The organism is Thiocapsa sp. C2-2m, from assembly GCF_041903745.1.
GTDB lineage: Bacteria > Pseudomonadota > Gammaproteobacteria > Chromatiales > Chromatiaceae > Thiocapsa > Thiocapsa roseilacustris.
In genome coordinates this window covers 1-20,133 of the sequence record NZ_JBBWVD010000058.1, presented here as the reverse complement: position 1 = coordinate 20,133, position 20,133 = coordinate 1, and the positions used below count along the sequence as shown (strand labels likewise).

Sequence of the window (20,133 nt, the reverse complement as noted above, 5' to 3'; positions counted from 1 at the left end):
CGCAACCGCGCCAGTTCGGCATCTTTGCTGTCGGGGCTGTCGGTTGTCGATGGCGGCTTAGGCATGTTGCAAACTTACCGCCCCAAGGGGTTGTTTGGCAAGCTGACCTGAACAGTTACTTCCGTTCTTTACCGCTTTCCCGGCTCAACTATTCATGATATTCACACATCCCATAGGTCAGGTATGTACCATCTGATTTGAATCGCAGAATCCACCAAGCGTTTACATCTGTCAGAAAAAACCGACCCGTTTCGTAAATTTCGTCATCGGCATCGTTAATAACCTTTAAAACGAACTCTCCTGCGTACGAAGGATCTCGATCAGGGATAGTTATGTCTACGGTTAGTGCACGCCCCGAAAATGAAACGAAATCGAACCACATCTCCTGATTGAAGCCACAATTAAAGTACGTTTGCTTAGTTGGATCTTCCAAGGTTAGCCGTTGTTCTCCGGTTGTGAGCGAGCCCACCCATGTACCTTGACTCCAGCCGAACACTGGGTCTTCTGCCCATACAGAACAGGGGAGCAGCAGCATAAAAATTAGAGTGGTACTGACCTTACGAAACATCAACATCTTTCTTCTCCAAAAGGACAGATCGGGGCATTCCCAATACGATCAATAATGTTACATCCTCATGACATCAGAGCTGTTAAACGTCGGATGTAAGAAACGCCTAACGAATCAGCATCTATCCGCCTTGCGCGTGGCAGTGACCCCTGATGTTGGCGAGACGCTCTTCGCGCACGCCGGACAAAATGTGCGTTGGACTGATCCGATCCCGGTACTGCGCCGAGGGATGCGCGTCACACCGCATGGATAGGGAATTGTACTGCTCCGCCCAAGTTGCTATCGCCGCGACCTGTCGTCCGGACCCGACGGTGAGCCTTTGCGATCGTCGGAAGGTTCGGGAATGGGCTCCGATCAGGCTCCACAGTCGCGGTATGAGGGATATTTTAGGTGATTTCCGCAAACTTCCATACCCGTAGGTTGTGCTGACGATAGGAAGCACAACTTGCGCCGACGGTTGGTTGTGCCTCGCGCGGCTCGGCACAACCTACGCCGTTGGTATGAGGGTTTCCGGTATTCGCCTTAGGCGATTCGAGGGTTTGTCCGTGCAGGATATTATTAGTGAGATAAAGGCCCAATGAAAAACAATTGCATAACGAGGCAATTCAGCCGTCGCTCGTACCTCGCGCGGCTGATTGGCAGCGTTAGGCCAATAAGGGGAGCGAAACAATGAGGATTTTTCTAGGAAAAATGGTCGGGCTCAATGAAGTAATCAGCATCCGCCTTACCACATTCCCGAACGCCATACCACGCCGACGGCGCCGAGGATGATGAGTACCACAACGCCGGCGAGGATGCCGGTCATCAGGTTAACGCGACGCAACGTAGTAGTGACGTCCTGCTGGACCTGCGCCAAACTCGCGTCAAACCGCTCCTGCAGCTTCGCCTCGTTCGTGGCGAGCTGACGGGTCATGGCCTTGGTGAGTTCGTTCCTGATCTCGGCTTGAAGGCGTTTCTCCCGCTGCATGTGCGCATCTAGGATCGCGATGTTTTGCGCGTCGTGCTGCGCGCGACACTGGAGCACTTGCGGACAGTTGATGCTGGCGGCACCCCCTGCCGGCGCTTCGGTAATCCCGAATGCCGAGGAGATCTGCATCTTCGGTTCCGCACTCGCGGCGGCGGCCGGGCCTGGCTCGGTGTTGGGTCCGTCGACGTGCGGAATGGTGTCCAGCGCAGGGGCCGCGGCAGGAGGCGATTGCGCGGTCTCGGATTCCTCGTCCATGCCCAGCAGGCGTCGGTTGCCGGGAATCGACAACCATGTCCCCAGGTCCATCGACTCAATGTCATAACCCGCATCCTCCTTGGACGGTGCCCATCCCGGTGAGCGGATTCCCCAATCATCGATTCCGCTGCGCTGCGCAAGCTCCTGTACCAGAAATCCGGCACGCCGCTGCAACTGTTCGTTGGTGATAATCTGCGTGGCGCCACACTGTGTGGCGCGTTTGGCGTGCCGTTGCCCGGCCGCGTCCGTGATCACATAAACGGGAAGTGTTGCCGACTGTTTACGCAGCGCGACGATGGCATCGCAGGTCTGCTCCGGCGAGGCGTCCAGGCTAAAGACGCACGCCTGGATCGTGTCGGCGACCTCCAGAATTGCTGCCGGATTCTCGCAGACCTGTACCTTGGCGCCCGCCGTACTGAAGATTGTGCAGGCGAGTTGTCGCGCCACGCAGTCATTGATACCGATGGCGATGCGCACTGATCGTTCGTTCATCGTTCCCCCGATGGCTGTCAGCGAGGCTCAGGCGGGCGCGCTGGGTGGGGCGAGCCAGCTTGTATCAGATAACCGCCTAGTCTGTGTCGAATCAAAGTGTGGTCCCGGCAGGCCAATCGATCTGTGCGACGCGTCCCGGAAAAGGCCGAAGACAGGGACGAAGATCTTACGCGAGATCAGTTCGACGCACCGAGCCCGTCAGACCGGAACAACAATAACCGATATAGAGACACAGAACCCCGGCCGATGCCGGGCGACGATACGTCACCCGTGCGCGGCTCCGCCACGCCGCCGCAGAGCCGCTTTGCCGAGCTCGGTCGCGTCTGAATGCGGCAGGCACTTGTCGCCCGGATGGCCTTTCCGGGCAATATGACTCCCGACTGAGCCCGGTCAGATCCCCGGCGGCTCGATCCGGTTATGCTGCGCCCTGATCCCTTGCTGTCCGATCGCCCATGTCCGCATCCATCGATCATCCGCATTTCGTCCTGCGTCGTCTGCACTCCCTGCTTGGTCTGCTCCCGGTCGGCGCCTTCCTGATCTTCCATCTCTGGGAGAATTCCCAGTCGCGCTTTGGCGCGGAGCACTACAACGAGCAGGTCGTTGCGGCGCTCAAGGGCATGAATTATCTCCCCTTGATGGAGATCTTCGTGATCGCGCTGCCGCTGCTCTTCCATGCCGGATACGGGCTGGTCATCACGGCCCAGATGCGCGCAGAGCTCGCGCGCTACAGTTACGCGCGCAACCGGCTCTACTGGATGCAGCGAGTCTCGGGCATCGGCATCCTGCTCTTTCTGTTGCTGCATGTCGGGATGACGCGCATCGCCGGGATCTGGGACCCGAGCGTCGGCGATGATCTGTTCGCCCATATGCAGGCGATGTTGAGCCAGCCCTGGATGCTCGGGCTGTATCTGGTCGGTCTGCTGCTCTCGGTGTTTCATCTGGCCAACGGGCTCGCGTCCATGGCGATCGTCTGGGGGCTCACGACCTCGGTCCGCGCGCAAAGGCTGTTCGGTTGGGTCTGCGTCCTGATCGGTGTCGTGTTGGCGGCGATGGGTATCCATGGCCTGATGGGGTTCCTGTCATGAGCAAGCCGAACGTCATCGTCATCGGCGGCGGTCTGGGCGGGCTTTGGGCTACCTTGCGGATCGCGGACGCGGGTTTTCCGGTCACGCTTTTCTCGCTGTTCGAGGTGAAGCGCAGTCACTCGGTTTGTGCCCAGGGCGGCATCAATGCCGTGCTCGACACCAAGGGGCAGCACGACTCGATCCGTCAGCACATCATCGACACCATCAAGGGTGGCGAGTATCTGGCGAATCAACCCCCGGTGAAGGCCATGTGCGAGGATGCCCCCGGCCTGATTCACACCTTCGAGCGCATGGGCGTGACCTTCTCGCGCACGCCCGAGGGGTTGCTCGATCAGCGTCTCTTCGGGGGCGTGAAGAACAAGCGGACCTGCTTCGCCGGCGCCAGCACCGGGCAGCAGCTCCTCTACGGGGTCGACCAGCAGGTCCGGCGACTGGAGTCCGAGGGCAAGGTCGTCAAACACGAGTGGTGGGAGTTTCTGTCCCTGCTGCTGGATGACGACGGGGTCTGTCGCGGCATCGTGGCGATGGATCTGAACAGCCTTGAGGTGCGCGCCTTTGCGGCCGACGCGGTTGTCGTGGCGAGCGGCGGCATGGGCCAGCTCTACGCGCCCAAGAGCACGACCTCGACCAACTCGACCGGCGCCGCGGCGAGCCGCTGCTACCAGCAGGGCGCCTGGATGGCCAACGCCGAGTTCTTTCAGTTCCACCCCACGGCCATGATGGGGCACGACAAGAACCGGCTGATGAGCGAGGCGGCGCGCGGGGAGGGCGGGCGCATCTGGGTGCCGAAGACGCCCGGCGACCGCCGTCCGCCCAAGACCATCCCGGAGGCCGAGCGCTTCTATTTCCTGGAGGAATTCTTCCCGGCCTACGGCAACACGGTCGCCCGCGACGAGGCGGCGCGTGCCATCTGGACCGTGACCCGACAGATGGGTCTCGGCATCGGCAGTGACGGCGGCGACCGGGTCTATCTGGATCTGACACACCTGGATGCGGCCTTCATCGGCGCGCGCCTCGGCGCCATCCTGGAGATCTATCGCAAGTTTGCCGGCGTCGATCCCATGACCGAGCCGATGGAGATCTTTCCCGCGGCGCACTACGGCATGGGCGGTCTCTGGGTCGACTTCGAGCGCTCCGCCGACGGCGGAATCCAGCCCGACAGTCCGCGCAATCACGCGACCAACATCACCGGCCTCTATGCCTGCGGCGAGTGCGACTACGCCTATCATGGAGCCAACCGACTGGGTGCCAACTCACTCCTGTCGGCGAGCTACTCGGGACGCGTTGCCGGGGAGTCGGTCGTGAGCCATCTCAAAGGGCTCGCCTCCGATCGCGCCCTGCTGGACCCGGCGATCCCGCAGGCCGAGATCGCGCGCCAGCAGGCGATCAACGCCGAGCTGATGCGGGCCGAGGGGTCCGACACGCCATATCTGATTCAGAAGGAGCTGGGCGCGCTGATGACCACCAAGGTGGGCGTGGTGCGCGCGAACCCGGAGCTGGAATCCGCCCTCGGCGATCTTCAGGTGCTGCAGGAGCGTCTGAGCAACGCGCGACTCGGCGAGTCCAGCACCTGGGCGAATCAGAGTCTGGCCTTTGCGCGCCAACTCAGCGATATGATCGAGCTGGCTGCAGTCGTGACCCAAGGCGCACTGGCCCGTGACGAGTGCCGCGGTGCCCATTACAAACCCGCGTTCAGCATCCCGATCCCGGAGGGCACGTTCGCGGGCGACCCCGAGTTCGAGGCGTATCGGAACCGCTGGCACGCGAACAATGAAGAGTGGCTCAAGACCACCATCGCCGAGCACACCGATGACGGACCCCGACTCAGCTACCAGGAGGTGGACCTGAGCGTCTATACGCCGACCGAGCCGAGGGATTACCGATGACCGAGCAGCCGATCCATCTGCGCATCCGCCGTCAGGACCGTCCCGACAGCGCGCCCTATTGGCAAGAGTTCGCGATTCCCGGTCATTCCGACCACAACATCGTCTCGCTGCTGATGGCACTGCGGGCAAACCCGGTCACGGTCTCGGGCGAGCGGGTCGATCCGATCGTCTGGGAGCACAACTGCATGGAGGAGGTCTGCGGCTCCTGTGCCATGCTGATCAACGGTGTCCCGCGGCCCTCCTGCTCGGCGCTCGTCGCCGAGCTCGATCAGCCGATCCGCCTGGAGCCCTTGCCAAAGTTTCCGGTCGTGCGCGATCTGCTGGTCGATCGCCGTCGGATCGATCAGGGTCTCAAGCAGGTCAAGGCGTGGATTAAGATCGACGGCGTCTGGGACACGCATGAAGGCGCCCCGCGCATCGGGCCGGATGCCTGGGCGGCGGATTATCTCTACAGCCGCTGCATGTCGTGCGGTTGCTGCATGGCCGCCTGTCCGCAGTTCGGGCCGCATTCGGCCTTTCTCGGCCCCGCCCCGCTGGCCCAAGCCCGCTTGATGAACGCCCATCCGACCGGGCGTTACGATAAGACAGAGCGTCTGCACGCCATCATGGCCGACGGCGGCTTGAGCGATTGCGGCAATGCACAGAACTGCGTGCGGGTCTGCCCCAAGGAGATCCCGCTGACGACGGCGATCGGCGAGCTTGGGCGTCAAACCACGGTGCAGTTGCTCAAGGATATCTTCGGGCCGCGTTGAGCCGCGCTCGCGCCGCGATGCCGTATTGGTCCAGTGTCGAGGTCAAGCGGTCGTCCAGCTCGTGGAATGCCTTCGCGAAGTCGCGATCCGCGGCCAGGATATGGTCGAGGATCCAGTCGCGTGTGTTTTCCTGCGCGTCGTCATCGAAGACGTCGATGCCCTCCGCACGCCAACGGCGGAGCTGATCGGTGTACTCGGCCATCAGCAGCGCATGCTCGGTGCGGTGCTCGGCGATGTCCTCGTAGCCGACCGTCTGCATCAGCTCCTCTTCGCGTTTGAAGTGCTCCCGCACGGCCTCGCCCAGATCGGTCAGGGCATCGATCAGGGCGAAGGCGTCGCCGGAGCGTCGCGGGGATGCCTCGGGACCGAAGCGGTGACAGATGTCCGCGAGGTGCTCGATCAGCTCTCGATGCTCCGCATCCAGGACATCGATGTTGAGAGACCACTCATTGTGCCACGTCAAAAGCCTTGTCATCGGGTCCTCCGTCGTCCAGCCGGCGCCGCGGCTATGGGCGCCGAAAGGTCGCGCCCTCTGGGGAAGGGTGGGGCGCAGGGTCCGCTGTGTCGTCGAGACCACGGGACGTCTTATTGTTTTCGTGCTGTCCGGTCGGAGCCCGTTCGGGGGCTCGGCCATGCGCCGGCTCTAAGTAACCTGTCAGAAATAGGTTGACCACCGAATCTAATCGTTGTCGTTGTCGTTGTCGTAATCGACTAACGACAACGATAACCGTCGAAAAGATATTCTCTCGTCGAGTTGTTTTACGTAATTTTTGAACCGTTCCTAAGCCGGGCGTCTCAGGGGCAACACCCGCGGTGCCGGTGTCTGTCCGCCCGCACCTCGCTGGCGCTCGAGCATCTGCTTGATGACCGGCTGGATCTCGCCGAGCAGCCGAGCCTGCGTCTCCCGTAGATCTGTAAAATAATAGACGATTTCACAATTGACGGGTTCCGAAATAGACTCCCGTCCGACCGCCGGTCGCCAGGCGATGCGGATCAGGCGACCGCCCTCGCCATCTTGGTAGGCATAACCCCCGTGGTTGTCGATAAAGACGACCTCCTCGCGATCGACCACGGCCTGATATTGCATGGAGCGGATCGGGATGAAGACAGCGCGTCCGGCGTTGCCTCTCAGGAGTAGCTGCAGCCCGTTGTAGAGCGCAGCCGGAATCCGCGTCTGCTCATGAGCAATCGCTTCGTCGGGTCGAAAGAAGGTCTCGCGGATCAGATAATCGGCCATGTGGGAATGCCCTGCGGATCCGGATGTCGTTCGGCCGCCTCTCGGAGCGGCGCTTGCTCAGTCGTTGTCGCCGAGCTCGGGGTCCCAGCCGGCTGCACGTGCCTTCTGGATCGCATCCGTATAGATCCGCTCATGCCGTTCGCGCAGCTCGGGCGGGAGTCTGGAGACGAGATGACCGTAGGGGTGCCACGCCTGCGTGACTTGGTCGTAGAGGTCCTCGATGCCTTGAATGGTCCAGCCCTCGCAGGTTTGATCCTCCGGGATGATGCCGAACACCCAGGCGTCGCGGATGATGTTGGCGGTCGGGGTCATGGCGCCGCCCCCCTGCTTGTCGATGCCCTCGTAGATCTTGTTCTTCATAAGGTCGGTCCTGGTTGATATCCGCTACACTCTAGCGCCTTGCCTCTCCGACTGCTACGCCTGCCCGAGGCCGCGCCCAAGCCCGAGCCGAGGCCGCGGATCCCGTTGCGCGGAGCAGAGGACGCGCGACATCCACCGGCTGTCGGTCGAACCTTCCGCGCCCGGTACGACCGACGCGCTCCACCAAGCGAGTCTGCCCATGTCCGAGATCCTGGTCGATTTGATCCGTCACGGCGAGCCCGTCGGCGGTGCGCGCTATCGCGGCAACGGGACCGACGACCCGCTCAGCCCGGCGGGCTGGTCGCAGATGACCGATGCGCTCGGCGAGGCGGCGCCCTGGGATCAGATCATCAGCTCGCCGATGTCGCGCTGCCGTGTCTTTGCGGCGGATCTCGCCGGGCGAAATGGCTTGCCGCTGGTCGTCGATCCGGGCCTGATCGAGGTTGGCATGGGCGCCTGGGAAGGGCGCGCCCGCAGCGCGGTTGCCGAGGAGGAGCCCGAGCGCTTTGCCGCCTTCTATCGCGATCCCGTCGGAGAGCGCCCGGCCGGCGCCGAGCCGTTGGAGCGCCTGGTCGAGCGCGTCTCGGATGCCTATGCCCGTCATCTCGACGCCTATCCGGGCCGCCGGCTGCTGATCGTCTGCCATGCCGGGGTGATGCGTGCGCTGGTGGGGCATCTGCTCGGCGCCGATGCGCGCCGCTGGTATCGCATCCGAATCGACTACGCCGGGCTGGTGCGGGTCCGCCACGGGCGTCTAGGTCCGAGCATCGAGTGGGTTAATGCGCGCACCTTGTTCTAGCCCGAACGGCTCGGTCTCCGGATGCGAAATCGGGACCAGGGTGGCCGATGCCTGTGGGCATGATCGATCCAAGGTTTGAAACGCCGCGCGGTCGGTGTAGCCTCAACGCGTTGCCGACCTGGAATCCGAAGGCAAAGACTTATGCCGAAACAGACTGCTGAACACGCAAGCTACGATCGCGACTACCACGCTTGGTTGACGGAGAGCGCGGCACTTCTGCGCGAAGGTTGCCTGAGCGATATCGACCTTGCGCAAATTGCCGAGGAGCTTGAGGACATGGGCAGGAGCGAGCGTCGGGCAATCGAGAGTTATCTCAAGGTTCTGATCGTTCATCTGCTCAAATGGCAGCACCAACCCGAGCGACGCGGCCCGAGCTGGCAACTCTCTATTGCCAACTCTCGGGACGCGATCGGTCGGCGCCTTCGCGAGAGCCCCAGTCTTCGGCCGAAGCTGCCGGAGATGGTCGTAGAGCGTTATCCGAACGCTCGCCAGCATGCGGCGCTCGAGACGGGTTTGGATCTCGCCGATCTGCCGGAGACCTGTCCATTCACCGTCGCGCAACTCCTGGACGATGGCTACTGGGGGGCATGAGCGGATGGGCGGGATTGGGCGCGGGTTGCGTCGGCCGTACATGAGCATCGAGGCGTGACACCGGATTGATTGGGCTATACTCAGCGGCTTTCGACGCCGTTGTAATCCCACTCCCATGCAAAAGACCGACGATCTGCGCATCCGCGAAATCAAAGAAGTTCGCTCCCCGAGCGCGCTGCACCAGGAATTCCCGATCTCGGAGGCGGCTGCGGAGACCGTCTATTCCACGCGCCACGCCATTCAGCAGATCCTCCACGGTCGGGACGATCGCCTGCTGGTCGTCGCGGGTCCTTGCTCGGTTCACGATCCGCGCGCCGCGCTCGAGTACGCCGAGCGTCTCAAGATCCTGCGCGACGCGCTGAGCGATCGGCTGTTGATCGTCATGCGGGTCTATTTCGAAAAGCCACGGACTACGGTGGGCTGGAAGGGCCTCATCAACGATCCGAATCTGGACGGCAGCTTCGAGATCAATCAAGGTCTCGGCATCGCCCGTAAGCTCCTGCTGGACCTCAACAGCATGCAGATCCCGGCCGGGACCGAGTTCCTCGATCTCATCAGCCCGCAATACATCGCCGACCTGGTGAGCTGGGGAGCGATCGGTGCGCGCACGACCGAGAGCCAGGGCCATCGCGAGCTGGCCTCCGGCCTGTCCTGCCCGGTGGGCTTCAAGAATGCCACCAACGGGGACGTCAAGGTCGCTATCGACGCCATCCATGCCGCGGCGCGTCCGCATGTCTTCATGTCGGTCACCAAGGAGGGTCAGTCCGCGATCTTCAGCACCACCGGGAACGTCGACACCCACGTTATCCTGCGCGGCGGCCAACGGCCGAACTACGATACCGAGAGCGTGAGCATCGCCGCGGAGCAGATTATCGAGTCCGGGCTGGCGCCCAAAATCATGATCGACTTCAGCCACGCCAACAGCCGCAAACGGCCGGAGAAACAGATCCGGGTCTGCCAGGACGTCGCCGGTCAGATCGCGCGCGGGGATCGCGGCATCATGGGCGTCATGATCGAGAGTCACCTCGTCGGCGGTCGGCAAGACCTGGCGGCGAGCGACGGGATGGTCTTCGGCCAAAGCGTCACGGACGCCTGTATCGGCTGGGACGATACGGTTCCGATGCTGCATGAGCTTGCGGATGCCGTCGCGCGCCGCCGCGCACTGTAGTCGGCTGGGCGTGGTCTAAGCAAATTCCGGAAACCGTTATGCCAAGCTGCGTAGCGGAGCGCTCCACACGACGAGGGACGTAGATTGTGCCGAGCCGTGCGAGGCACAACCAACCCTCGGCGGATGTTGTGCTTCCTATCGTCAGCACAACCTACGGGTATGCGGGTATGCGGGTATGCGGGTATGGAGCCTCCCGGAAATCACCTATAGCGATTTCCGAATAGGCATCCCGACTGCACATTCCTGGAAGACCATTAGGGGATGTTAGGGGCGAATGAATTCGCCCCTACACGCCTGTAGATCCTTTACCGGAAATCGCCTAAAGCCGGTCCAGGTACCGGGTTCCGCCGAGTCGGCTCGCCTGATCGCTGATCCAGGCCGCGCGCCGCTCCAAGCGTTCCGATGGCTTGTCCAAACGATAATGTCCGGGCCCGGGCAGCACGCCGATCAGAAGCGACGCCTCGTGCATCGTGAGCTCGCTTGCCGGCCGATCGAAATAGCGCAGGCTGGCTGCGCCGATTCCGTAGGTGTTGGGGCTGAACTGCACGATGTTCAGATAAACCTCGAGGATGCGCTCCTTCGGCCATAGGATCTCCATCAGCAGCGCGAACCAAGCCTCCAACAGCTTGCGCGGCAGATCCGATCTCGGCCAGAGAAAGAGGTTCTTGGCCGCCTGCTGGGTGATGGTGCTGGCCCCGCGCAGGCGTCCGCCGTTTTTGTAGTCGGCCCAGGCTAGGCGAATCTCGATCAGGTCGAACCCCTGGTGGCTCGGAAAACGCTGGTCTTCGCCGGCGATGGCCGCGAGCCGCGTCGGCGGCGAAATCTGCTCCCAGGGCACCCAGGTCTGATGATAATAGGGTGGCGACTGATCGAGCCGCCAGAGATTGTAGGCGTGCCGCAGCATGAAGGCGGACGCCGGCGGATCGAGCCAGCGCAGCGTCAAGACCAGCACGATCGAGAGCAGCACCAGATTGCCGAGCCCCTTGAGCAGGAATCGACCGGCGCGGTACAGCGGGTGGCGGTTATGGCCGATGGGCTCGATGCGGAAGACGCGGGTTTGAAGCGTCGGCTCGCGCGGCGTCGCCCGGGATTCATCCTCGATGCCGGCGTCCACCTCGGTCGTCTCCGGCGTTTGCCCTTCGCCCTTCATCAATCCTCGTGGATTGCCGCAACCGATGTCGCAAGGGGTTTGCTCCCCGAGCCCGGCGGTCCGACGCGCGCGGGGCTGGCCTGCGCAGAGGCAATCCGTGCGCCTGCGTCAGCGAGCATTCGATGAACCAACGCGAAGGTCGCACGGGCGCCCGAGACCACCTCGGCCGGATCTATCCGGCCGTGCGCGGGCAGGCTGTCCATGGTGCTCGCGAACCGCTTCCAGACCGCCGACGAGTGCTCGCCGTGGAAGTCGAGGAAACCGGCCGAGCCCAACGCCGGACCGAGACAACGACGCAGGTGTTTTGCGATCACTCGGCCGCCGAGAGTCGCGCCCTCCAAGACATAGAGACCGCCGAGCGCGGCGCCTGAACCGGTCGCGGCGAGCTGCGCCGAGGCATGCGGCACATACGGCCGACCCTGCTCGGTAAGATCGTCGAGGATCGCCGGCAGCTTGGGTCGAACCCCCAAGGCGTTGCGGATCTCCTCATCCAAGGCGTCAAGCAGGCTGCCTTCAATGGTTGCGTAGACCTCGGCCAAGGCATGCAGATATTCGAGATAGTCGTCGCGGGTGACGGTCGGTGACGTGAGCCGGGTCATCAGGGGTAAGCACTCGACCGCCTGATGGGTCTCGGCCGTCGCATGGCGCAAGACGACCGCGAGTCGCGCGGAAGTCGCCGGTCGGGTCGTGTCATGGTGGTCTTGCATGTGGTCTTCAGGCTCGCTGCGCACTGCGCTCGCGGCAAGTCTAACACCCGTAAGCGTCATCCTTGAAAAACAACGATCCGCGGAACATCGGGGCCTACCGGCCGACGAACGGTCGCGCATCCGGGTCCGCGGGCTCACGTTTTGAGCCACCCCCCGCGGCATGCTGTGGTTCCGTCCAGTGCGAACCCCGTGGAGCCGACGATGAACACCCTGACCGACCTCTTCGTCATACTGCTGTGCCTGTCCGGCATCTTCGTGATCCTGAGCCTTGTGTGCGCGATCTTCGAACGCGTCCCCGACGAGGCCGATGTGCGGCCGCGGCGCATGCGTGTCCGGCCGCAACACCCGCGGCGTCGCTCCCGCGTGGTCCGACCTCGGCGCAAGCCGGTTGAGCCTGTCACCCGAGAGCCGGCAGTTGACCGCTCCATGCCTCATGAACGGGTTTGACGGCCTTGACGATCGCGTTCATCCGATGGCGCAAACCCTCGTAGGCAAGCTCACTCGGGCAGCCAATCCGCCTCGAGCACGTCGCTCAGCCGCCACGGACAGTGATCCGGGAACGCCGAGAGCCCCGTCTCCCCGACGGCGTCCGCGACCGCGTCGGCCCAGATCTCGTCCAGCCAAGTCGCGTCGCGCAGCATGGCCTTCAAGCTGGGGGTTCGGTCGAGCCTCGCCTTGATGGCTCGGCGCTGCTCGCGGATCGTGCGTTGCAAAATGCTGCCGCGACGCTCCGGCTGGAATTGCCACTTCAGCAGGTGAGCAAGCAGGAGCGACAGGCGATTGGCCAGCTCGCGTTGTTCACTCTTGCCGACGTCTTCGATCTCCTCCGCGAGATGCTCGAGGTCGAGCCGGTCCAATGCACCGGTCCTCAGCCAGTGCGCCTGTTGTTCGGCCCAGGCGACGATATTGGCGTCGTAAAGGTCGTTTTTCGGCATCGGCATCTCCCAGTGAACGTGCGGGGTCGGGCCGAGTGCCCGGTGCCTCGCTTTGAACCCTAAACCTCAGGCCGCAAGCCCACGTCCCTGCAACTCCTTGATCTTATCCCGGACGGCGGCGGCCTGCTCGAACTCGAGGTTCTTCGCGTGCTGGTACATGGTCTTCTCCAGTGACTTGAGCTTCTTGGCCATCTGTTGCGGTGTCATGCTGGCGTATTCGATGATCTCCTCGGCCACCTTGGCGTAGTTGCGTGCCTTCATAGGGGCGCCCGGGATGGCTCCTTCCAGGATGTCGGCGACGGCCTTGCGTATTGTCTGAGGCGTGATGCCCTCGGCGGTGTTGTGGAGGATCTGTTTGGCGCGGCGTCGCTCGGTCTCGCCGATTGCGCGTTCCATGGAGCCGGTGACGCGGTCGGCATAGAGGATTGCCTTGCCGTTGGCGTTGCGCGCGGCACGCCCGATGGTCTGGATCAATGAACCTTCCGAGCGCAGGAAACCTTCCTTGTCGGCGTCCAGGATCGCTACCAGCGAGACCTCCGGCATATCTAGTCCCTCGCGCAGCAGATTGATGCCGACCAGCACGTCGAACTCGCCCAAACGCAGATCCCGGATGATCTCGACCCGCTCGACCGTGTCGATGTCCGAGTGCAGATAGCGGACCTTCACGCCGTGTTCGTTGAGATACTCGGTCAGATCCTCGGCCATCCGTTTGGTCAGGGTGGTGACCAGCACCCGTTCGCCGACGGCGACCCGCAGTCCGATCTCAGAGAGCAGATCGTCGACCTGGGTCAGGGCAGGGCGGACCTCGACCTCCGGATCGACCAGGCCGGTTGGGCGCACCACCTGCTCGACGACGGCACCCGAATGCTGGATTTCGTAGGCGCGCGGGGTGGCCGAGACATAGATGGTCTGCGGCTGGCGGGCCTGGAACTCCTCGAAGCGCATCGGGCGGTTGTCGAGCGCCGAGGGCAGACGGAAGCCATAGTCGACCAGGTTCTCTTTGCGTGAGCGGTCACCTTTGTACATGGCGCCGAGCTGAGGCACGGTGACATGGCTCTCGTCGATGACGACGATGGCATCCGCTGGCAGATAGTCATACAGGGTCGGCGGCGGCTCTCCGGGCCCCCGTCCTGAAAGATAGCGGCTGTAGTTCTCGACCCCGGAGCAGTAGCCGACCTCCAGCATCATCTCCAGGTCGAACAGGGTGCGCTGCTCCAGGCGCTGGGCCTCGACCAGCTTGTCGTTGTCGCGCAGCCAGATCAGCCGGTCCTTCAGCTCCACCTTGATCTGCTCGACCGCGTTCAGGATGGTCTGGCGCGGCGTGGCGTAGTGCGTCTTCGGAAAGACCGTGTAGCGCGGGACCTTGCGCAGCTGCTCGCCGGTCAACGGGTCGAAGAGCGAGAGTGACTCGATCTCCTCGTCGAACAGCTCTACGCGCAGCGCCTCGTCGTCGGACTCGGCCGGATAGATGTCGATCACGTCGCCGCGCACCCGGTAGGTGCCTCGAGAAAGCTCGATCTCGTTGCGGCGGTATTGCAGATCGGCGAGCCGACGCAGCAGGGCGCGCTGATCGATCAAATCGCCGCGGTTCAGATGCAGCACCATCTTGAGATAGGCGTCCGGGTCACCCAAGCCGTAGATGGAGGAGACGCTCGCCACGATGATGACATCGGGACGCTCCAACAGCGACTTGGTTGCCGAGAGACGCATCTGCTCGATGTGCTCGTTGATCGAGGAGTCCTTTTCGATATAGGTGTCGGTCGAGGGGACGTACGCCTCGGGCTGGTAGTAGTCGTAATAGGAAACGAAATACTCCACCGCGTTGTGCGGGAAGAACTCCTTCATCTCGCCGTAGAGCTGGGCCGCGAGCGTCTTGTTCGGGGCCAGGATCAAGGCCGGGCGCTGCACCCGGTCGATGACGCTGGCGATGGTGAAGGTCTTGCCCGAGCCCGTCACGCCGAGCAGGGTCATGGCCGACTCGCCGTCGCTCAGACCCTCAACCAGGCGACGGATCGCCTCGGGCTGGTCGCCTGCGGGGGCGAACGGCGAAACCAGTTGAAAGGGGCGTTCGGACATCGGATTGCGTGCCGGGTGTTTACGGTTTCGTTATGATTGGGAGTGAGACACCGCATGTCCAGTCACGACAACAACCACCCTCACCACACGAGCCCAGAGAAGACACCCGATGACCATCAAGCTTGCCGCGCGCGTTCAGGCTGTCAAACCCTCCGCCACCCTGGCCATCACGGCCCGCGCCAAGGCCCTGCGAGCCGCGGGCAAGGACGTCATCGGGCTCGGCGCCGGAGAGCCGGACTTCGACACGCCCGATCACATCAAGGAAGCGGCCATCGCCGCGATCCGCGCCGGCTTCACCAAATACACCGCGGTGGACGGCACCACCGAGCTCAAACAGGCCGTCATCGACAAGTTCAAGCGCGAGAACGGGTTGGATTATAACCACGATCAGATCCTGGTCTCCTGCGGCGGCAAACAGAGCTTCTTCAACCTCGCCCAAGCGCTTCTGGATCCGGGCGAGGAGGTGGTGATCCCGGCGCCCTACTGGGTCTCCTACCCGGACATGGTCCTGCTGGCAGGCGGCGCGCCCGTGCTCGTGCACGCCGGGGCCGATCAGCACTTCAAGATCACCCCCGGACAGCTTAAAGGCGCACTGACCGACAAGACCCGCCTGGTCGTCATCAACAGCCCCTCGAACCCCACCGGCATGGCCTACAGCCGCGAAGAGCTGGTAGCGCTCGGCGAGGTCCTGCGCGAGTTCCCGCGCACCCTCATCGCCACCGACGACATGTACGAGCACATCCGCTGGAGCCCCGAGCCCTTCGTCAATATCGTCAACGCCTGCCCGGACCTCTACCCGCGGACCTTGGTTCTCAACGGGGTCTCCAAGGCCTACTCCATGACCGGTTGGCGCATCGGCTATGCCGGCGGCCCGGCCGAGATCATCAAGGCCATGAAGAAGGTACAGGGCCAGAGCACCTCCAACCCGACATCCATCTCGCAGGTCGCCGCCCAAGCCGCCTTGGAAGGCCCGCAGGAGTGCATCGGGGTCATGCTCAAGGCGTTCCACAAGCGCCACGACTTCGTGGTCGAGCGTCTCAACCAGATCCCCGGCATCGAATGTCTGCCCACCGACGGCACCTTCTACGTCTTCCCGAAGGTCCAAGGCGCGATCGACAAGCTCCCCGGGATTGCCAATGACCTGGATTTCGCGGAATACCTGATCGAGAAGGCCGGCGTGGCCCTCGTGCCCGGCTCGGCCTTTGGTCTGAACGGCTTCGCGCGCATCTCGATCGCCACCAGCCGCGGAAACCTCGAGCAGGCGCTCGAGCGGATCGCCGCTGCGGTCGGCTGAAAGCGGCATCTCGCCGATCTTGACTCGATCTTGACTCGATGTGGGCGCCCGGCTAACATAACGGGCTCGCACAGATCCCTGGTAGCTCAGTCGGTAGAGCGGGTGACTGTTAATCACTAGGTCGGCGGTTCGAGCCCGTCCCAGGGAGCCAATAAAACAAGGGGTTACAGGTTTACGCCTGTGACCCCTTTCCTTTTTCAGCGTTTTCGTCCCCTTTCGGTCCCCGTTTCGTCAGCCCCTAGGCTGCCGGTTCGCCGCGATCTCAAGCGAACATCCGAGTCCGATCGCTCGACACTGCATCCTTTCGGGATCGCTTAGGCACCTCACAGAAGCCGTACAAGACGCCTGACAGACCAGACGATGCCTTGGGTCAACAATCCCCCTGCACCGTCTCTCCGCGGCCTAAAAACGCGACTGATCGACCATGCTGGTTCGCGTGCCGAAACGGCAACCAGTTGTTGTTCTCAACTTGATCTCGTCTGAATGTCAGCGACCTGATCGAAGCCGAAGCCGAAGCCGCGGGGAGGAATCCGCGTGGTCGCGGTGGCGTAGAGATTCTTGGCGGTGATGACCACGGGATCAACGGCCTCGATCAGGTAGAAGTCGCTGGCCTCGCCCTTGTGGGAGCGAGCGGGGCTCGCCTTTGTTGATGCGATGGGCGTTGACGATGATCCGGGAGCTTAGCGCTTAACGAAAGATCTTGGTCAGCCGGTTGGCTGGGATTCAGGTCGCCGCAGCCAAGCGACACCTCGACCCTTTTGGCCGGCAGGATGTGCAGCAGCAGGGTATTTCGACCAGGGCGAATTGTCCCGACGCGCGAACGAGCATTGATGTTGGAGGGAATCCGCATTCGAAAACGCTCTTATGCCGTTCACCCCGCCATGGCGAACATTCTCGGGCAGTCTACTCTAGTGCGGACTGCAAGCTGAATGCACTGTGACCGCGCAAGCGGACTGCCTCAAGCGGCCGTGGTCCGTGCTCGATGGCCCGCAAACCTGCGAATCCGCAAAGACTTAGCAGTTAGCTTGGTTTTAGGCACGTGTGTTGCGTCGCATATCATGGGCGCAGCTTCAGTGCGCTCTGTATCCGCCGGGTTCCCTGAATCCACAAGCTAGAGGAATTTTCATGGGTGATCTAACCGATGACGAACTCAACACTTACATTTTGAGTCGCCTCGCCATAATCGGCGTCGACATCTCGGTGCTGCCGGTCTCTGATCCGACTGCACCGGCCGACCAAACGCGAATCCTCTCCTCCGTCCGCTCCTTTCTCCGAGGAACAATTCCCGTTGTTAGCGGTTACAGTTTGGACGTGCAAGAAAATCCGCCAATTCTATACCCGGCTCAATCCTCCAGCTGGACACAGGACGATAGTCCTGAAATGCGTCAACCGATTAATTCGCTGAGGTGAGCACGATGCCCGAGAGCTTCAAGCCTTTAAACACAAATGAAGACGTCCCGGAGATCCAGCCGCAGGACTCAGGGCTCAATCGCCGGACGTTTCTTGCTCAGTTCGCTGCGCTTACTGCCGCGGGCGGCTCACTCGGTGCCTTTTGGCCAAAGCCGCTGTCCGCGAGTACGGGTTCTGGCCAGCAAGTCGAACTCTATCAACAGAGCGTTAGACCCGAGGCTCTGAACGACCCTGCCGAACTCACTGTTGCAGAGGCGGCATTCCTGATTCGGACTCGCAGGCTCGCCCCCATCGATCTGGTCGATGCCTACCTGGATCGGATCGAACAATACGACGGGATCTATAAAGCATTCAATACGGTGTTGGCTGATCTTGCGCGTGACCAGGCACTGTCTCTCGGGCAACACCCTGGACGGCATCCCCTGCATGGTATCCCGCTCGCCATCAAGGACCTTTACTACACCGAGGGGGTGTTGACGACCGCCAACTCGTTCATCTACCAAGACTTCGTTCCGGGGTTTGACGCGACAACCGTCGCAAAACTCAAATCTGCGGGCGGTATTGTCCTCGGTAAGACTCAGATGGGACCGCTAGCAACGACACGTGCAACCACACCGACGGGCGAGATCACCACAGTGAATGCGTGGGCACCGTTGGATCCGAGCGTCACGCCCGGTGGATCGTCGTCCGGGTCTGCAACGGCCGTTGCAGCACGCATGTCGACCTCATCGATCGGAACTCAGACTGGCGGGTCAATCACGTCCCCGTCGAACTCTCAGGGTCTGACCGGACTTAAGCCAACAATGGGGCGATGCTCGCTCTACGGAATTGTCCCGCTGACCTACACCCGCGATCATCCTGGACCGATCGCACGCGATGTCAAGGATGCAGCGATTCTCCTTCAGACGATGGCGGGTTCAGATCCCAACGACCCTCGAACACGAGGGCTGCCACCTGTTCCAAATTTGGTCGCGGCTGCAACAGCGGTCAAGCGTGGTCGGAACGTGGGATTGCGCTGGCCAACCACGATCGGCGTCATCGCCGGTTATACGGACGGAACGTCGGAGACAGCCATCGCTCGCAGTACCATGCTCGATACGTTTGCCGACTTAGGCGCGAGTATCGTTGAGGTCGATCTGCCCGCAGAGTGGTCGCTTCTCACTGGTGGAGCCTTCAACAATGTTCGCCTGCCCGAGCGGACCGAGCCATTCTTGGAGTTTCTCAAGCAGGATCCTCGCCTTTTTGGTGTCTCGATCAATTCGTGGATCAATGGACTTTTCATGTCGGGAGACGAGTACCTCAAAGGGCAGCGTGCGAAATACCGGTTACTGAAAGAGGTGCTGGACATCACTTTCCAGCAGTGTGACGTAGTGGTGCAAACCTCACCGGTTCCTTTCGACATCATTGGCTTGCCGGAAATCGCCTTTCCGATTGGCTTCGCACCCAACGCCAGCGGTACCACGCTTCCAATCGGTGCAATCCTTGGCGCGCAGCCTTTTGCCGAAGATCGATTGTGCGCTGTCGTCGCAGCTTATCAAGCGGCCACTGATTACCATTTGCAGCGACCTCCGGAACTTTCGACGGTGCCGACGTTTGCTGCGAGGTCGTTCGGCGGACTTCGGGTATCGCCGGAAGAGCTTGAGTCTGAGGATTCCAAGACGCCATGGGATTGAGACTTTTCACGTAAGGATGAATTATTGAACCCGAGTTGCGATCGCAACTCGGGTTCATCGCTCCGTGACCTGAGTGTAGATCGACCTCGGCCATCAGAAACTCATCGCGGATAACTGTACTCCTGGGGATAAAAATAAAACAAGAACACATCAATGCTAAGTTCATGCCCCCTGTTATACTTCCCACCCTATCGAATTCAATACGCCCAAAACGATGAACGATGAACTGAAGAGCTCTCAGGTCAGGTCGAAAAGGTATGCTGTATAATGAGTGCTAAGGACGCGAGCATTTTCTTGGACGTTGCCAGGATACATGCTTAGTTCTAAAGCATTCATACGTAGTTCTAACTTGAACAACAAAATATCAGATCATCTCGCATGGACTAGGGTTCCTTGACGAACAACTTTCTGCGCACGTGAGTCAAATTTAGGTCGGCGCAAGTTTGGCCTGCCCCAACAGGTCATCGAGGGCCTGTTGCAGTCGACCCATGGCGGTGGCGATGGGCCGGTTGGGCGCTTTGGGACAGCCGTCGAACAATTGGGACAACCCCGGCCGCAGGATGCGGCTGTGGACCTTGGTGAAGAACAGGGCCACGCGCAGGCCCTGATCGGTGACCCGGTAGCGATGGCTCTGCGGGATCCGTTCGATGAGGCCATGCAGCCGCAGTCGGCGCAGATCGTAGGTCATGCGTCCGGGTGAGTAGTCCGCGAGCGGCAACCCCAGAGCC

At 61.9% G+C, this 20,133-nt stretch carries 18 protein-coding genes, 1 tRNA gene and 1 pseudogene; 10 read left to right on the top strand and 10 right to left on the bottom strand.

Going from position 1 to position 20,133, the window contains the following annotated elements:
• Positions 1-148 precede the first annotated feature (148 nt).
• Both AADX97_RS26790 and AADX97_RS26785 read right to left on the bottom strand, forming a co-directional pair.
• Positions 149-574 (bottom strand): hypothetical protein, encoded by a 426-nt coding sequence (locus AADX97_RS26790; protein WP_374237115.1) that lies wholly within the window; start codon positions 572-574, stop codon positions 149-151.
• 718 nt (positions 575-1,292) lie between these two features.
• Complete coding sequence (locus tag AADX97_RS26785) at positions 1,293-2,267, bottom strand: hypothetical protein (RefSeq protein WP_374237116.1); 975 nt, start codon at positions 2,265-2,267, stop codon at positions 1,293-1,295.
• A gap of 467 nt (positions 2,268-2,734) precedes the next feature.
• Between AADX97_RS26785 and AADX97_RS26780 the strand changes: the two genes are divergently transcribed.
• From AADX97_RS26780 to sdhB, 3 genes are read left to right on the top strand one after another with little or no spacing between them, the layout of a single operon-like run.
• A complete protein-coding gene (locus AADX97_RS26780; RefSeq protein WP_374237117.1) occupies positions 2,735-3,367 on the top strand; it encodes a succinate dehydrogenase in 633 nt (210 codons plus the stop codon).
• A complete protein-coding gene (sdhA, locus tag AADX97_RS26775; protein ID WP_374237118.1) occupies positions 3,364-5,253 on the top strand; it encodes a succinate dehydrogenase (quinone) flavoprotein subunit in 1,890 nt (629 codons plus the stop codon). The genes AADX97_RS26780 and sdhA overlap by 4 nt, the downstream gene beginning before the upstream one ends.
• Positions 5,250-6,005 (top strand): succinate dehydrogenase iron-sulfur subunit, encoded by a 756-nt coding sequence (sdhB, locus tag AADX97_RS26770; protein ID WP_374237119.1) that lies wholly within the window; start codon positions 5,250-5,252, stop codon positions 6,003-6,005. Before sdhA ends, sdhB begins: the two co-directional genes overlap by 4 nt.
• On the opposite strand, the gene AADX97_RS26765 is transcribed toward sdhB, so the two are convergent.
• The 3 genes from AADX97_RS26765 to AADX97_RS26755 form a co-directional block, all read right to left on the bottom strand.
• Complete coding sequence (locus AADX97_RS26765) at positions 5,980-6,480, bottom strand: bacteriohemerythrin (protein WP_374237120.1); 501 nt, start codon at positions 6,478-6,480, stop codon at positions 5,980-5,982. The genes sdhB and AADX97_RS26765 overlap by 26 nt on opposite strands.
• Positions 6,481-6,786: 306 nt before the next feature.
• Complete coding sequence (locus tag AADX97_RS26760; protein ID WP_374237121.1) at positions 6,787-7,242, bottom strand: hypothetical protein; 456 nt, start codon at positions 7,240-7,242, stop codon at positions 6,787-6,789.
• Between the two features lie 57 nt (positions 7,243-7,299).
• Positions 7,300-7,602: a hypothetical protein gene (locus AADX97_RS26755; protein WP_374237122.1), complete on the bottom strand. Its 303-nt coding sequence runs from the start codon at positions 7,600-7,602 to the stop codon at positions 7,300-7,302.
• A 199-nt stretch (positions 7,603-7,801) separates the two neighbouring features.
• Here AADX97_RS26755 and AADX97_RS26750 point away from each other — a divergent pair, with 199 nt between their 5' ends.
• The 3 genes from AADX97_RS26750 (at position 7,802) to AADX97_RS26740 (ending at position 10,160) form a co-directional block, all read left to right on the top strand.
• Entirely contained in the window at positions 7,802-8,401 is a 600-nt protein-coding gene (locus AADX97_RS26750) for a histidine phosphatase family protein (protein WP_374237123.1), read from the top strand.
• Positions 8,402-8,542: 141 nt separating this feature from the next.
• Positions 8,543-8,992 carry a DUF29 domain-containing protein gene (locus AADX97_RS26745; protein ID WP_374237124.1) on the top strand — a complete coding sequence of 150 codons (450 nt, stop codon included), beginning with the start codon at positions 8,543-8,545 and terminating at the stop codon, positions 8,990-8,992.
• A 115-nt stretch (positions 8,993-9,107) separates the two neighbouring features.
• The gene (locus AADX97_RS26740) at positions 9,108-10,160 is read left to right on the top strand and encodes a 3-deoxy-7-phosphoheptulonate synthase (RefSeq protein WP_374237125.1); all 1,053 of its coding nucleotides are present in this window, start codon (positions 9,108-9,110) and stop codon (positions 10,158-10,160) included.
• A 319-nt stretch (positions 10,161-10,479) separates the two neighbouring features.
• Here the strand turns inward: AADX97_RS26740 and mtgA are convergent, their stop codons facing one another.
• Together mtgA and AADX97_RS26730 are read right to left on the bottom strand one after the other, a co-directional pair.
• Positions 10,480-11,310, bottom strand: a complete 831-nt coding sequence (mtgA, locus tag AADX97_RS26735) for a monofunctional biosynthetic peptidoglycan transglycosylase (protein ID WP_374237126.1) — start codon at positions 11,308-11,310, stop codon at positions 10,480-10,482.
• Positions 11,310-12,017: a biliverdin-producing heme oxygenase gene (locus AADX97_RS26730; protein ID WP_374237127.1), complete on the bottom strand. Its 708-nt coding sequence runs from the start codon at positions 12,015-12,017 to the stop codon at positions 11,310-11,312. The genes mtgA and AADX97_RS26730 overlap by 1 nt, the downstream gene beginning before the upstream one ends.
• Positions 12,018-12,218: 201 nt before the next feature.
• Here AADX97_RS26730 and AADX97_RS26725 point away from each other — a divergent pair, with 201 nt between their 5' ends.
• Complete coding sequence (locus AADX97_RS26725; protein WP_374237128.1) at positions 12,219-12,464, top strand: hypothetical protein; 246 nt, start codon at positions 12,219-12,221, stop codon at positions 12,462-12,464.
• A 50-nt stretch (positions 12,465-12,514) separates the two neighbouring features.
• Here AADX97_RS26725 and AADX97_RS26720 read toward each other — a convergent pair whose 3' ends face one another.
• Positions 12,515-12,952, bottom strand: coding sequence for a DUF29 domain-containing protein (locus AADX97_RS26720; protein WP_374237129.1), 438 nt, complete (start codon positions 12,950-12,952; stop codon positions 12,515-12,517).
• Positions 12,953-13,018: 66 nt separating this feature from the next.
• Complete coding sequence (gene uvrB, locus AADX97_RS26715; RefSeq protein ID WP_374237130.1) at positions 13,019-15,028, bottom strand: excinuclease ABC subunit UvrB; 2,010 nt, start codon at positions 15,026-15,028, stop codon at positions 13,019-13,021.
• A 109-nt stretch (positions 15,029-15,137) separates the two neighbouring features.
• Here uvrB and AADX97_RS26710 point away from each other — a divergent pair, with 109 nt between their 5' ends.
• From AADX97_RS26710 to AADX97_RS26700, 3 genes are all read left to right on the top strand, one after another.
• A complete protein-coding gene (locus AADX97_RS26710; RefSeq protein ID WP_374237132.1) occupies positions 15,138-16,322 on the top strand; it encodes a pyridoxal phosphate-dependent aminotransferase in 1,185 nt (394 codons plus the stop codon).
• Positions 16,323-16,397: 75 nt separating this feature from the next.
• Positions 16,398-16,473 (top strand) — tRNA-Asn (locus AADX97_RS26705).
• 1,264 nt (positions 16,474-17,737) lie between these two features.
• Positions 17,738-19,405 carry an amidase gene (locus AADX97_RS26700; RefSeq protein ID WP_374237133.1) on the top strand — a complete coding sequence of 556 codons (1,668 nt, stop codon included), beginning with the start codon at positions 17,738-17,740 and terminating at the stop codon, positions 19,403-19,405.
• Positions 19,406-19,832: 427 nt separating this feature from the next.
• On the opposite strand, the pseudogene AADX97_RS26695 reads toward AADX97_RS26700, so the two are convergent.
• Positions 19,833-20,133 (bottom strand): annotated as a pseudogene (locus AADX97_RS26695) (hypothetical protein); the annotation flags it as partial.

Coding starts and splice junctions, on each gene's coding strand:
- AADX97_RS26720 (WP_374237129.1), bottom strand. CDS start 12,952: ATGCCGAAAAACGACCTTTACGACGCCAATATCGTCGCCTGGGCCGAA.
- AADX97_RS26730 (WP_374237127.1), bottom strand. CDS start 12,017: ATGCAAGACCACCATGACACGACCCGACCGGCGACTTCCGCGCGACTC.
- AADX97_RS26755 (WP_374237122.1), bottom strand. CDS start 7,602: ATGAAGAACAAGATCTACGAGGGCATCGACAAGCAGGGGGGCGGCGCC.
- AADX97_RS26700 (WP_374237133.1), top strand. CDS start 17,738: ATGCCCGAGAGCTTCAAGCCTTTAAACACAAATGAAGACGTCCCGGAG.
- mtgA (WP_374237126.1), bottom strand. CDS start 11,310: ATGAAGGGCGAAGGGCAAACGCCGGAGACGACCGAGGTGGACGCCGGC.
- AADX97_RS26745 (WP_374237124.1), top strand. CDS start 8,543: ATGCCGAAACAGACTGCTGAACACGCAAGCTACGATCGCGACTACCAC.
- AADX97_RS26740 (WP_374237125.1), top strand. CDS start 9,108: ATGCAAAAGACCGACGATCTGCGCATCCGCGAAATCAAAGAAGTTCGC.
- AADX97_RS26710 (WP_374237132.1), top strand. CDS start 15,138: ATGACCATCAAGCTTGCCGCGCGCGTTCAGGCTGTCAAACCCTCCGCC.
- AADX97_RS26790 (WP_374237115.1), bottom strand. CDS start 574: ATGTTGATGTTTCGTAAGGTCAGTACCACTCTAATTTTTATGCTGCTG.
- AADX97_RS26760 (WP_374237121.1), bottom strand. CDS start 7,242: ATGGCCGATTATCTGATCCGCGAGACCTTCTTTCGACCCGACGAAGCG.
- AADX97_RS26765 (WP_374237120.1), bottom strand. CDS start 6,480: ATGACAAGGCTTTTGACGTGGCACAATGAGTGGTCTCTCAACATCGAT.
- AADX97_RS26780 (WP_374237117.1), top strand. CDS start 2,735: ATGTCCGCATCCATCGATCATCCGCATTTCGTCCTGCGTCGTCTGCAC.
- sdhB (WP_374237119.1), top strand. CDS start 5,250: ATGACCGAGCAGCCGATCCATCTGCGCATCCGCCGTCAGGACCGTCCC.
- sdhA (WP_374237118.1), top strand. CDS start 3,364: ATGAGCAAGCCGAACGTCATCGTCATCGGCGGCGGTCTGGGCGGGCTT.
- AADX97_RS26750 (WP_374237123.1), top strand. CDS start 7,802: ATGTCCGAGATCCTGGTCGATTTGATCCGTCACGGCGAGCCCGTCGGC.
- AADX97_RS26725 (WP_374237128.1), top strand. CDS start 12,219: ATGAACACCCTGACCGACCTCTTCGTCATACTGCTGTGCCTGTCCGGC.
- uvrB (WP_374237130.1), bottom strand. CDS start 15,028: ATGTCCGAACGCCCCTTTCAACTGGTTTCGCCGTTCGCCCCCGCAGGC.